The organism is Microcoleus sp. N9_A2 (genome assembly GCF_036701775.1).
Taxonomy (GTDB): domain Bacteria; phylum Cyanobacteriota; class Cyanobacteriia; order Cyanobacteriales; family Microcoleaceae; genus Microcoleus.
The window spans coordinates 14,935-27,878 of the sequence record NZ_JAUBRH010000004.1; the positions used below are offsets into that span (position 1 = coordinate 14,935).

Sequence of the window (12,944 nt, forward strand, 5' to 3'; positions counted from 1 at the left end):
ATGTAATTTTAACCGCCCAACCTTCAACCTGCGGAGGCTGGTTTTGTTTGAAAAGAAGCGGTTGAAACCGCCCGATTTTCTGGCATCGCACTCATTTTCTCTAAATCTAGAACTTTTGCCAAGTCTTCTGCACTCATTAAACCCTGTTCTAGCACAATTTGCCGTAAAGATTTTCCCGTTTCTAGGGATTCTTTGGCGACGGCGGCGGCGTTGAGATAGCCGATGTGAGTGTTGAGGGCGGTAACGAGGGCGAGACTACCTTCAGCATAAGCGAGACACCGATCGCCCTTAGCTTCAATTTTGGCGAGGCATTGTGCAGTCAACGCGCTAATCGTATTGCCCAAAATTTCGATGCTGTGAATCAGATTGTAGGCAATCAGGGGCATCATCACGTTCAATTCTAATTGTCCTGCTTGGGCGGCAAGGGCGATCGCGCTATCGTAACCCATAACTTGAAAACACACCATCGAAGTCATTTCTGCCATCACAGGATTGTATTTTCCCGGCATAATTGACGAACCAGGTTGCACCGGAGGCAGTTGAATTTCCTTGAAACCCGTTTTCGGCCCCGAGTCCATCAAACGCAAGTCATGGGACATTTTAACGCAATCCTGAGCGAGATTTCGCAGCGCACCGGAGACATTTACAAACGGTGCCATACTCTGCATCGCTGCCATTAAATGCGGTGCTGGTTTTAGGGGGTGGTCGATTAATTCTGAGAGAATTTCAGCAACTTTTTGAGAGTATTCAGGGTGAGTATTTAAGCCTGTTCCTGCCGCACTTCCCCCCAATCCCAGAGATGTCAAATCATCGGATGCCCTGTCAATTCTCAAGGTATGTTCTCTGAGAATTTGCGCCCAAGCGCCGAAGGTGTCGCCGAGTCGAACCGGCACAGCATCTTGCATATGAGTGCGGCCGGATTTAACAATATTTTTGAATTCTTCTGCTTTGTTTTCTAGGGCGACTACGGCATCCGACAAAGCCGGAAACAGAGTCTTTTCTAACGCCAACAATCCGCCGATCCGAATCGCAGTCGGAATCACATCATTGGTAGATTGACCGTAGTTTACATGATCGTTGGGACTGACTCGCTTGTAGTTGCCTTTTTCATCGCCCATAATTTCCAAAGCGCGATTGGAAAGAACTTCATTGACGTTCATGTGGTGAGAAGTTCCCGCGCCTGCTTGGTAAACATCAACTACAAATTGATCGCGCAAATTTCCTGCTAAAACTTCATCAGCAGCTTGGATCAGTGCTTGGCTGATATCTTCAGGAATGCAGCCGAGTTTACCGTTGACTATCGCTGCAGCTTTTTTAATTAAAACGCAAGCATCGACGTAAGTTGATAAAGGTTTGATACCGCTAATTGGAAAATTTTCAACGGCGCGCAGAGTTTGAATGCCGTAGTAAACGGTAGATGGGATTTGTTTGTCTCCCATTGAGTCGCTTTCGGTGCGGTAGGTAATGGTTGGCTGTTGCGTCATATCGTTGGGTTTGTGATAATTAGGAAGTGTACAATTTTTTTGTAACAGCGTGTTCTGGGTGTTTTTACTTTACCGCACCCGCTGGCGACTGTACAGTAGCATAAATTGCGATCGCCCAAAATTATCCCACATCCTAGGGTTGAATCTCAAATCTCGAATCTCAAATCAAGTCTGGGGCGAGGGTGAGGGCGAAAGGGCAGTTTACAAAAAGCTAAAATTGATTAGAAAGGGCGATCGCACGCAGACAGGAATGCTTAGCTATAATCGTACCAGTCAATCATTTCATACTAAGAGTGAAACTCATAAACAAACCAGCAAAAACTTTCAAACAGCTAAATATTTTGATAATCTGCTTAATTGTCTCTGCAATTTTTTCGGCTTCATTAACTGTCAACTGTCAACTGTCAACTGTCAACTGTTAATCCCGTGCCCTCTCGAAGATGACAGCGCTAGCAGCACGATCCTTTTGGGCTGGCTGCTAACTGCGATTAATTGCAAAAATTGCCGTTTTAGCGATCGATCTGCTGGTTTTGTGGCAAAATAGATTGTAGTATTAATTTTTTAGGAGTTTTCATGGCTCGTTTCAATCCAATCCTTGTCCTCAGTGCCGTCACCCTTGTAGCTTTGGCTGGTTGCGGCGACAACCAAGCATCCACTCCGCCAACCGCACCTTCACCGGTTCCCTCTGCTACTACTACTACTACTACTACTACTACCAGCGGATCTGAGAAACCAGTATCTCCTGCTAGCTATCCAGAGTTAATGAGTGTAGTTACTAATACCAAAGCAGCAGTTGAGACTGGTGATTTCGTCAAAGCCAAAACCGAATTTGACAAGTTTGAAACTTCCTGGGATAAAGTCGAAGATGGCGTCAAAGCTAAAGAACCTAAAAACTACGAGACCATTGAAGAAACTACAGAAAAAGTAACAGACGAACTCAAAAAAGCTCAGCCTAGCAAAGACCTAGTGCTGGCTCAATTGCAGTCGCTAGAAAAGACCATCGCTAGCATTCCTCAACCCTAGATTTAAGTGCTAATTTGAGTGGGGTCATCTCAGTTTTGCATTTATAGTGCGAGCTTAAGAACTCGCGAGTAGAATACGCGAGTTCTTAAGCTCGCACTATAATAAAAAAAAGCTTTTTGCAAAACTGAGATGCTCCCATTTGAGTGTTTGTTTCTAGTGCGACGTTCGCCGTAATTGCTCAGAAACAAACACTCAATTTATGCTCACTCATTATATAAATTGAGAAACACTCAACTTTCAACCGTTATGAAAAAAGCATTTCGCAAGTACCATCGCATTCTAGCTATAATTGTTTTTTTACCAATTACCCTCACTGTGTTGACTGGAATGGCAGCAACGATGGGCCGGCAGTGGCCGATTAGCACAGGAATTTCATCGAGATTATTGTTGAAAATTCATACAGGTGAAATTTTTAACCTGCAAGCAATTTACCCGATTTTAAATGGATTGGGAATGCTTGGCTTGCTGGTGACAGGTTTAAGTATGTCGGGTTTGTTTGGCAGAAGAAAGCAGCCAACCTCTAACGATTAAAAGCAAAGATACGAGCAACTGATGAAGGACTTGAGGACGACTATTGAACCGGGTAATTTTAGGGTAGCAAATATGAGCTTAAAAATCAAAACAAATAACCTATGTACGGTTCCGGTTCATCGTACCGTAACTGTTGAACCAAATTTCTTGATTTTGTAACAAAAGTTTAAGTTCCGCATCCCGTAAAATTGTTATATTTGGGTTGCCAAAACAATTTTGAAGCGGGCGCACTATCAAACATTATGTCGCGTTACCCAAGCATAGATAACGTTATCAGCCTCCAACAGGCACTAGAAGGAATAATTGTTGAAGATTTAAAAAAGCTCAAAGCATTATTACCCGATCTTCGTAAATTAACCCGTAAAGCGGATCTTGTTGATGGAATTAGATCGCAATTGCTGGGAGATCACCTTCGGATAGTGTGGGCGAAATTAGACGACCTCCAAAAAGCGGCTGTAGCTGAAGTTATACATGGAGAGGACGGCTATTATTTTCCTGACATATTTAGGGCGAAATACGGAGAATCAGCAAATTTTGGAACAATCGATCGCTATGGAACTAACAGAGAACCATCACTGTTATGCTTGTTTATTTATGGCAACCAGATTCCTTACGATCTACAAGAATTATTGCTGAAATTCGTGCCAAAGCCCAAAAAAGCGACCTTGGATCATAGTGGTGAAACAGTAAAAAATCATGTTAAACTCAGCGTCCAAAGATATAACTACAGTACAAGGGAAAAAGATACAGAAGAATACGATATTCCCTTGACTTCTTGTGAAACACAGTTGACAGCTACAAAGGATTTAGCAGCTGTTTTGCGTTTGATTCAGTCGGGAAAAGTTACTGTTAGTGAGAAAACTGCTTTACCTAGTGCTGGAAGTGTAAAAGCGATCGCCTCTATATTGCAAGGCGGTGATTTTTATAATGAGGAACAGCGTCAAATTACCCTAGCGAAGGATAGCGACTATGATGATGAAGTATTCGCTGAACTCGGTAGCATCAAGCCCTTTGCTTGGATAATGATAGCGCAAGGGAGCAAGTTCGCGGAACGATCGGGCAAAAAGCTAGTTTTGACGAAAGCGGGACAGAAAGCTTTACAAGAATCACCCGCCAAAGGTTTACAGACAGCATGGAAGCGCTGGTTAAAGACAAAAATCTTTGATGAATTTCGCCGCATTGATGCGATCAAAGGACAAACTGGGAGGGGCGCAAATGGCATGACGGATGTGGCGTGGCGCAGAGATGCGATCGCCTCTGTGCTCGCAGAATGTCCTGTGGGTAAGTGGATTTTATTTCATGATTTTAGTAAATATCTAGTCGCAACAGGCCATAGATTTGATGTTACTGAGGAACCCTACTGTTTATATATTGGTGAAGCTGGGTATGGAAGCTTATCAGAATTGGATGGCCATAGTTGGCCGATTCTGGAAGAACGATATATGCGCTGTTTTTTGTTTGAGTATGCTGCTACTTTGGGCATAATTGATGTTGCATATGTCGATCCGTTCCTCATACCAAGTGATTATGACTATCTTTGGGGAACCGACTATATGGAATTCCTGAGTCGTTATGATGGCTTAGTATATTTTCGCTTGACGAGTTTGGGGGCTTATTGTTTGGGATTGACGGATCAGTATACTCCGCCAATAATTGAGGTTCGTCAAACGCTCAGGGTATTGCCGAATCTAGAAATTATTGCAGCCGGAGATGGTGTCGAGACATCTGATGCGATCGTCCTGGATATCTATACTAAAAAGGTGTCGGATGTTGTGTGGCGACTCGATCGCCAAAAAATCTTCGCAGCTATTGAAAATGGATATCCATTAGCAGAGTTTACAGAGTTTTTGAACGCCAGAAGTATTGAACCGCTACCACAAACTGTGCAGCAATTTCTAACGGATGTTACAGAGCGATCGAATAGCGTGCAAGATATAGGTAGTGTCAGGTTGATCGAATGTACTACCGCCCATTTAGCATTGCTGATTGCGAATGATTCCCGTACTAAAAAGTTCTGTCAGTTGGCGGGCGATCGCACTTTAGCCGTTCCATTGGGCCAGGAAACTAAATTTCGCACCGCCCTGCGGCAAATGGGCTATGTTTTGCCGCAGAGTGATAAATAATACACCTGATATTATAGCCTTTCTCAAAAAGGTGAGGTACGCGAAGGGCATAGGGCATAGGGCATAGGGCATAGGGCATGAGGCTCTCCTCATCTTTCTGAGAACTGCTATATTAGTGTCAACAATCGCCCGAAAACCTTTGTATCTTTTGTTTATAGCTGAGTCCAGATCCCCCTAAATCCCCCTTAAGAAGGGGGACTTTGAGAATAATCTTGTCCCCCCCTTGTTAAGTATTTGTAGGGTGCGTCGCGGGCGATAAATCCCTAAAAAGATCGACAATCTAGATCGCGACGCACCTTTGACATAGACTGGAGCAAATAAACCAAACATTTCTCTTCCTTCTTCCCTCTTCCCTCTTCCTTCCATCAACTATCAACTATCAACTGTCAACTATCAACTATCAACTGCCAACTATCAAATGCCAACTATCAACTATCAACTGCCAACTGTCAACTGCCAACTGTCAACTGTCAACTGTCAACTGTCAACTGTCAACTGTCAATTATGAGTTATGTTGCTGAAAATGCTTTAATCGTACAGAGCGATCGCTCAATTTTACTAGAAGTTCACGCCCCAACAGCACAAAAGGCACGAGAAGCGATCGCACCCTTTGCCGAATTAATCAAAAGTCCCGAACACATCCACACCTATCGCATCACGCCTTTAAGCGTGTGGAATGCGCGGGCGGCCGGAATGTTAGTGGAATTGATGATCGCAGCTTTGCGAAAGTATGCCAAATATGACATTCCTGAGTCGGTAGCGCAGGAAATCCAACTGCTTGGTACACGCTACGGATTGACGGTAATTGAAAGGATTGATGCGGAAAATCCCGATTTACAACTGCGGATTGCCGATCGCCCGCTGACAGAGTTGCTAGTGCGGGATGAGCGCGTAAAACCGCTGTTAGGTAAGCGGATTTCGGATCTTTGCTTTCAAGTCGATGCGGGGAATCGCGGTGTACTCAAACAAGCTTTGCTAGCAGTGGGTTATCCGGCGGAAGATTTAGCTGGATATGTCGAAGGTGCCGAGTTAGCAATTGCGTTGCGCGATCGCACTTTAGGAAGCGACTTACCCTTTAATTTGCGTGCCTATCAAAAGGAAGCAGTAGAAGCATTCTATCAGAGCGGAGAGGTTAGAGGTGGCAGCGGTACGATCGTCCTACCCTGCGGCGCTGGTAAGACGATTGTGGGGATGATTGCGATGAGTTTGGTGCAGCAAAAAACATTGATTCTCACCAGCAGTTTGACTTCGGTGCACCAGTGGCGCAGGGAAATATTAGACAAGACGAGTTTAACTGAAGATGCGATCGCCGAGTACAGCAGCAACAGCAAAAAAACGGCTTCTGTAACTCTCTCGACTTACCAAATGCTCAGTTATCGATCGACTAAAGATGATGAATTCCCGCATTTCGAGTTATTTAACGCGCAATCCTGGGGACTGATTATTTATGATGAAGTTCATCTATTACCTGCACCGATATTTCGGATTACCGCCGACTTACAAGCGCGACGCAGGTTAGGTTTGACGGCGACATTGATTCGCGAAGACGGGAAGGAAGGCGATGTTTTCACGCTAATTGGCCCCAAGCGCTATGACGTACCTTGGCGGGAATTGGAAGGACAGGGATTTATTGCTACAGCCAATTGTACGGAAATCCGTGTCGCCCAAAATGAGGCGGAAAAAATGGAATATGCCCTAGCGCCCCGCCGCAGTCAGTTTCGGATTGCTGCGGAAAATCCGGGTAAGTTGGATGTGGTGCAAAGTTTGTTGCAAAAGGAGGCGGGGCACCGTATTTTAATTATTGGTGAGTTTCTAGAACAGTTGGATGCGATCGCCCTAGTTACCCAATTACCGCTGATTACGGGGAAGACAAAACAGGTTGAGCGCGATCGGCTTTACGAAGCATTCCGTCACAAAGAGATTCCCGGATTAATTCTATCTCGCGTGGGCAATTTTGCCGTCGATTTACCCGATGCCGATGTGTTGATTCAAGTATCAGGAAAGTATGGTTCTCGCCAAGAAGAAGCGCAGCGCCTCGGACGAATTCTCCGCCCAAAATCCGATGGACATACTGCGAATTTTTATACATTAGTATCGCTACAAACTTGCGAGGAGGATTTTGCGCGACACCGCCAACTATTCCTCACCGAACAGGGCTACAGTTATACTATTGAGGTTCAAGGCGATGGTTAGTCGTCGGCATAATAGACCTTTTGCAAAATCTCAGATCTATCGAAAAGGGCGATCGGCTGCTGACAGTGCAAATTTGATATAATAGAATAGGTAAAGTGTGGAGTACGCACCCTACAAAAACACGCTCGATGTGCAGGTAAAAATCAATGACACAAACACTCGATATCGAAAAAATATTATTAGATAATCTGCGGATGCTTTCGACAGATAAACAGCAGGAAGTGCTCGATTTCGCGCAATTTCTAGTACACAAATTGCACCAGACACAAGATTTATCAAAAGAAAGTGATGAGTACAGCAGTTTGCTAACACAACCGCCACCACTCAAGCTATCTTTCACAGAAATTGCTAAATTGCCGATCGCGGAACGCCATAAAATACTAGCACCATATATGGCTGTCACAGCCCAAGATTTTTTGACCGATCCTGAATTAACTGAATTTTCTGTACTCGACAGCGAAGACTGGGAGACTGAATATGACTGGTAACTCCAAACGAGGAGAGATTTGGCTAGTACAACTAGATCCAACCCGAGGCCAAGAAATTCAAAAAACTCGATCGCCAATTGACGCTGTTATTGTCCGCGTCCTGGTTTGCAATCTGCAAAACCTAATGCCTCTGTGTCAAGGAAACTAGCGATCGCCATCTCAATGACTGCTTCGATTGGGTATTCAATTTCAGCAGCACGAGCAATTAGAGCAGCACGAATTCGTTCAGGAAAACGTCCTAAAATAACTTCGGCATCAGCGAGGGAAAGTTGCTCTTGAAGTTTGACTTGCATGGCATTTACATCTCAGTTGGAATTTGGACGTTGTAAGGGGGTTCAGCAGCTCTTAGAATGATGGCTTCTAGCTCCAATAGTAACGCAGGCTTCTCCCAATGAGAAATTGTCTGTACTGCAATCCGTATGTCTTCATCGCTATATTTATCGAGCCATGCCCACAAAAAAGCTTTGTGTCCACCACTGAAGCGACCTCGTAAGCTCTTGGTTTTACCGATGTAGAGCAATCCATCAGTTCTGTGCCTGATTGCATAAATGCCAGGACGCGCAGGAATGCTCTCAAACCCACGGGTCAAAGGTTGACATTGCTCAAAAGGAATGAAAGCAATCGCATCTAGAATTCTTCGCGCTTGGATTTGTATGTCAGAATCATTCGTTGGCATGAAGGCAAGAAGGCTAATTGCACAGAAATCATAATCCCACAAATTCTGTTACAACCATCATAAACTAGGGATGGTTTCCTGCGCGATCGCACAAAGAAGGCGATCGATCCCGAGCTGATTTGAGCCTTGGCCGTGGCTGTGTTTTTCTAGGATATGGGAAAGGGGCGAGCGATCGGGTTTTACCGGTCGGTAAAAAATGTAACGTTATTTCCGTAAAAAACCCGGTTTCTGCCTCCAGGAGTATTCATGATGAAATTAAATCTAAAAAGCAACAAGTGCAGAATATCGGGCAACCATCCGAATTATACCTCCTAACATCCTGCTACACTATTAATAACCGCATCCTCACGCACATTTATGCTTCCAACAATCATCGCTGCTATCGCTCCCTACATCTCGGAAGTGTTCTCACTCATTGCCAGCAATATCGGCTACAAACTAGGAGAAACCCTCGGCAATAAATCTCAACAATGGGTAGAATTTCTGATTCCCGATCCCAATCAGATATCCTCCGATTCGACTGAGATAGAGCGAGCAAAACAGCGTTATTCTCAAGAAATGCTGGAATACGCAAAGGCGAAAGATGCTAGAGATAACGAATTGTTAAAGCTAACAGTAGCACAAACGGCACGTCGCATTGAGTTGAAGGAACAGGAACAGCAAGACAGACTGAAGCTGGCAGCCTTGCAGCGGGATTTGATGCGGGAATTGCAAGCAAAGGATATTCAGGTCAAGCTGGCTGAAATTCAAACAATTTGGGATAAAGATACTTGGTTTTCTAAGTTGAATCGAGAGGAAACTAAGCAGATTTTACTTCAGCAGCAACACCGCCTCTTAATCTTACTGTCACCGCCCAAGATTAGCAAGCGATGTCCGGAAACCTTTTGTGAAGATTTGCCAATTGAGATGAGAAGTGTCGGAGATTTTCTCAGACAGCATTATCCTCAACAGGATGTCTTACGCCCCGTTAAGTTTTATAGCGATTATTTCACTGAGTCGATTGGTGATATTGATGTGGAACGCTTGCAGCGAATTTTATCTCCCGTTCCGACTACAATTTTATATAGCGATATCAGCGACTATGCGGTAACTTTCCGCGTCGGGTTTTGGGGATTCCTCAATAATCAGGAAGTCTCCCTGTTTTCTACCAAAGTTTTTGACTGGGAAGAGGCAAAAGATGCACTTTTAGAATCTGGAGTAAGTGAGAAAAAAGCCCTCCGCATCATTCGGCAGTTGATTGTGGCGATTCACAAATTGCTGGCGGGATTTTTAGCCGATTTGTATTATCTCAATATTGACCCTGGCTATGAACCTTTGTTATTTAATTTAAAGGAGGAATTGGCTGAAGATGGATTAGCAGAAGAGTGGGTAAAACCTTATTTTGATATTCTTCAGGATATTCAGCGGCGACAGCGAGAAGTGTATGAAGAGGAGTTAAAAAAGCTAGCTGATGCTGAACTAAAAGCTTTAGAAAAATTGAGGCAGCGAGAAGTGTATGAACAAGAGTTGAAAAATTGGGCTGAAGCAGAAGCAGCAAAGTAATTCAGGATTAAAGAGCAGAAATGGAGATGTGTACGCACTCTCAAGGGACATTCAGCTTTCGTTACTTCTGTTGCCATCAGCCCGGATGGAGAAACTATTGCCAGTGGCAGTTATGACCGAAAAATTAAACTATGGAATCTGCAAAAAGGAGGAGAAATCCTTACTTTTAATGGGCATTCAGACAGCGTTATTTCGGTTGTTTTTAGCCCGAATGGAGAAACTATTGCAAGTGGCAGTGATGATGAAAGAATTAAACTGTGGAATCTGAAAAATGGACGGGAAATTTTTAGTTTTAATGGGCATTTAAAGGGTGTAAGCTCTGTGGCTTTCAGCCCGGATGGAGAAACTATTGCAAGTGGCAGTGATGATGAAAAAATTAAACTGTGGAATCTGAAAAATGGACGGGAAATTCTTACTTTTAATGGGCATTCAAAGGGTGTAAACTCTGTGGCTTTTAGCCCGGATGGAGAAATTATTGCGAGTGGTAGTGAGGACGATATCAAACTGTGGAACATAAACACTGGACGGGAACTTTGCACTCTCACTGGGCATTCAGATTGCATTACTTCTGTTGCTTTCAGCCAGGATGGAGAAAGCCTTGTGAGTGGCAGTGATGACGGAAAAATCAAACTATGGAATCTGAAAGATGGACGGGCAATTCTTACTTTTACTGGTCATTCAAAGTGTGTTAATTCTGTGGCTTTTAGCCCGGATGGAGAAACTATTGCAAGTGGCAGCATGGATAATACTATCAAATTGTGGAATCTGAAAATTGGACAGGAAATTTGTACTCTTGCTCGACATGGGCACTGGGTTATTTCTGTCACCTTTAACCCAGATGGAAACACTCTAGTTAGTGGCAGTTGTGATGGGACTATCAAAATTTGGCGGCGTGATGAGTGAACTACTAACAGGGAAAGATGAAAATTATGCTCTGTGCTATTTGCAAGTATGGTCCTACAAAACTTGACTGCGTGAGAAATAAACCGATAAAAGCTTAGGGAAAGTAATTGAAATGTCAGAAACAATTAATTTTGAGCAAGCAGTGTTAGAGAATCTGCGACAGTTGCCAAGGGAGAAACAACAAGAAGTGCTCGACTTTGCACAATTCCTCGTGCAAAAAGCGGAACAGAAAAAGCAGTTACCCAGCGAAAGTTCTGAGTCTAACAGTTCGTCAACAACCGCACCTACTCTCAAGCTATCACTTAGAGAAATTGCTAGCCTGCCAATAGCAGAACGCCATAAAATACTAGCACCGTATATGGCTGCTACAGCCGAAGATTTTTTGACATATCCTGAATTAACCGAGTTTTCTGTACTCGATGGCGAGGAGTATTTAATTGAGAAATATTACACTCGCAGCCACGACGCTTTTTTGAAAGGCTACGTACCCGAAGACGAAGGACTTTATGATGACTACAGTACGTTTGTCTAGATTAGATTGTCTGGAAAAGTTTTTGTGGCTAGCGAAAATCGGCCAAATTTCTCAAGCAGATGCAGCAGCAGTGAAACAAGTCTGGGATTTGTACGTTAAGCCTCAACTTTAATCATAATTCGATCGCCCTCAACTCCCCAACTCCCCTCCAACTCCCCCAGCCCATCCCCCAACAGCCCAACAATACTTAATAAAAACTTTATAAAACTTACCATTTCCGCATAGATTAGAGTTATCCTAGAAAATCCAGCAATCCTGCAAAGCGTCAACCTTCTCGTCACTTATCCAGTGGTTCGATGACTCAAACCCAAAGCACTAAAACCGCCACCCCAACTGCAATTTATTCCTTGACAATTGCTCCCGCCTGTGTATTGCGGGGTCGATCGGCGATCGCCCAAGCCGGAGATGCGATCGCCCGTTTCGGAAAGCGGCCGCTAATCGTCGGCGGCAGCAACTCCCTCGCCGCCGCCAAACCCTACCTGCAACCAATCCTCGAACAGCAGCAGTTACAATCCGCCGAAACACAATACGGCAACGATTGCAGCGAAACCAGCCTCGAAACCCTCCGCGCAGCAGCCGCCAGCCATGAAGCCGATTTCATCATCGGAGTTGGTGGTGGCAAAGCCTTAGACGCAGCCAAACTCGTCGCCTATCAGTGCAAAATCCCGATCGTCACCATACCGACATCAGCAGCCACCTGTGCCGCTTGGACAGCCCTTTCTAACATTTATTCCGAACAAGGCGCATTCCAATACGACGTCACATTAGCCAGATGTCCTGACTTATTAATCCTCGACTACGGCTTAATTCAAACCGCACCACAGCGGACATTAGTAGCAGGAATTGGAGATGCGATCGCCAAATGGTACGAAGCATCAGTCAGCAGCGGACACTCCGAACAGACAATGATCATTGCCGCCGTCCAACAAGCTAGAATCCTGCGAGATATTTTATTTCAAAAATCAGCCACCGCCCTCAAAGAACCCGGTAGCGAAACCTGGCAAGAAGTCACAGACGCAGCCGTGTTGCTAGCAGGAGTAATTGGCGGCATCGGCGGAGCCCAATGTCGCACCGTCGCCGCCCACGCCGTCCACAACGGCCTAACTCATCTATTAGCAAGTCACGGCACATTGCACGGAGAAAAAGTCGCCTACGGCATTTTAGTACAACTGCGACTAGAAGAAATGCTGCAAAACAATCAACTTGCCGCTAGCGCCAGACAGCAACTGCTAAAATTCTACGCCGAGATTGGATTGCCCCAAACTTTAGACAATCTAGGACTAGGAGACGTTAGTCTCACACAATTGCAGCAGGCCGCCGACATAGCCTGCAATCCCGACTCTGACATCCACAGACTGCCGTTTAAAGTCGTACCCGAACAATTAATGGCGGCGATGGTTTCTACTACCGCACCTGTGGGAGAATTGAAAATCAAGCATTAAAACCTTT

General features: G+C 44.6%; 14 protein-coding genes. 11 read left to right on the forward strand and 3 right to left on the reverse strand.

Annotated features, from left to right (window positions below; genetic code table 11):
- Window positions 1–23 precede the first annotated feature (23 nt).
- A complete protein-coding gene (locus tag QUA44_RS03250; RefSeq protein WP_333248510.1) occupies window positions 24–1,484 on the reverse strand; it encodes an aspartate ammonia-lyase in 1,461 nt (486 codons plus the stop codon).
- A gap of 58 nt (window positions 1,485–1,542) precedes the next feature.
- On the opposite strand from QUA44_RS03250, the gene QUA44_RS03255 reads away from it, so the two are divergent.
- The 6 genes from QUA44_RS03255 (at window position 1,543) to QUA44_RS03280 (ending at window position 7,842) form a co-directional block, all read left to right on the forward strand.
- A complete protein-coding gene (locus tag QUA44_RS03255) occupies window positions 1,543–2,028 on the forward strand; it encodes a hypothetical protein (protein WP_333248509.1) in 486 nt (161 codons plus the stop codon).
- A 29-nt stretch (window positions 2,029–2,057) separates the two neighbouring features.
- On the forward strand, window positions 2,058–2,507 hold the full coding sequence (locus tag QUA44_RS03260; RefSeq protein ID WP_333248507.1) for a hypothetical protein: 450 nt from the start codon (window positions 2,058–2,060) through the stop codon (window positions 2,505–2,507).
- A gap of 246 nt (window positions 2,508–2,753) precedes the next feature.
- A complete protein-coding gene (locus tag QUA44_RS03265) occupies window positions 2,754–3,038 on the forward strand; it encodes a peptidase (protein WP_333248505.1) in 285 nt (94 codons plus the stop codon).
- 242 nt (window positions 3,039–3,280) lie between these two features.
- Window positions 3,281–5,161 (forward strand): hypothetical protein, encoded by a 1,881-nt coding sequence (locus QUA44_RS03270; protein ID WP_333248504.1) that lies wholly within the window; start codon window positions 3,281–3,283, stop codon window positions 5,159–5,161.
- A 504-nt stretch (window positions 5,162–5,665) separates the two neighbouring features.
- Window positions 5,666–7,354, forward strand: a complete 1,689-nt coding sequence (locus QUA44_RS03275) for a DNA repair helicase XPB (protein ID WP_333248502.1) — start codon at window positions 5,666–5,668, stop codon at window positions 7,352–7,354.
- A 146-nt stretch (window positions 7,355–7,500) separates the two neighbouring features.
- Window positions 7,501–7,842 carry a hypothetical protein gene (locus QUA44_RS03280; protein WP_333248500.1) on the forward strand — a complete coding sequence of 114 codons (342 nt, stop codon included), beginning with the start codon at window positions 7,501–7,503 and terminating at the stop codon, window positions 7,840–7,842.
- Between the two features lie 86 nt (window positions 7,843–7,928).
- On the opposite strand, the gene QUA44_RS03285 is transcribed toward QUA44_RS03280, so the two are convergent.
- Both QUA44_RS03285 and QUA44_RS03290 read right to left on the reverse strand, forming a co-directional pair.
- Window positions 7,929–8,135, reverse strand: coding sequence for a hypothetical protein (locus tag QUA44_RS03285; protein WP_106148803.1), 207 nt, complete (start codon window positions 8,133–8,135; stop codon window positions 7,929–7,931).
- A 5-nt stretch (window positions 8,136–8,140) separates the two neighbouring features.
- Window positions 8,141–8,560, reverse strand: coding sequence for a GIY-YIG nuclease family protein (locus QUA44_RS03290; protein WP_333248498.1), 420 nt, complete (start codon window positions 8,558–8,560; stop codon window positions 8,141–8,143).
- Window positions 8,561–8,875: 315 nt separating this feature from the next.
- On the opposite strand from QUA44_RS03290, the gene QUA44_RS03295 reads away from it, so the two are divergent.
- The 5 genes from QUA44_RS03295 to QUA44_RS03315 all read left to right on the forward strand — a co-directional run bounded on the left by QUA44_RS03295 (window position 8,876) and on the right by QUA44_RS03315 (window position 12,937).
- On the forward strand, window positions 8,876–10,060 hold the full coding sequence (locus QUA44_RS03295; protein WP_333248497.1) for a hypothetical protein: 1,185 nt from the start codon (window positions 8,876–8,878) through the stop codon (window positions 10,058–10,060).
- Window positions 10,061–10,066: 6 nt separating this feature from the next.
- Window positions 10,067–10,963, forward strand: a complete 897-nt coding sequence (locus QUA44_RS03300; RefSeq protein WP_333248547.1) for a WD40 repeat domain-containing protein — start codon at window positions 10,067–10,069, stop codon at window positions 10,961–10,963.
- A 112-nt stretch (window positions 10,964–11,075) separates the two neighbouring features.
- Window positions 11,076–11,495, forward strand: a complete 420-nt coding sequence (locus tag QUA44_RS03305; RefSeq protein WP_333248495.1) for a DUF2281 domain-containing protein — start codon at window positions 11,076–11,078, stop codon at window positions 11,493–11,495.
- Window positions 11,470–11,607 (forward strand): hypothetical protein, encoded by a 138-nt coding sequence (locus QUA44_RS03310; RefSeq protein ID WP_333248493.1) that lies wholly within the window; start codon window positions 11,470–11,472, stop codon window positions 11,605–11,607. The genes QUA44_RS03305 and QUA44_RS03310 overlap by 26 nt, the downstream gene beginning before the upstream one ends.
- A 184-nt stretch (window positions 11,608–11,791) precedes the next feature.
- Complete coding sequence (locus QUA44_RS03315) at window positions 11,792–12,937, forward strand: iron-containing alcohol dehydrogenase family protein (RefSeq protein ID WP_333248492.1); 1,146 nt, start codon at window positions 11,792–11,794, stop codon at window positions 12,935–12,937.
- Window positions 12,938–12,944 lie beyond the last annotated feature (7 nt).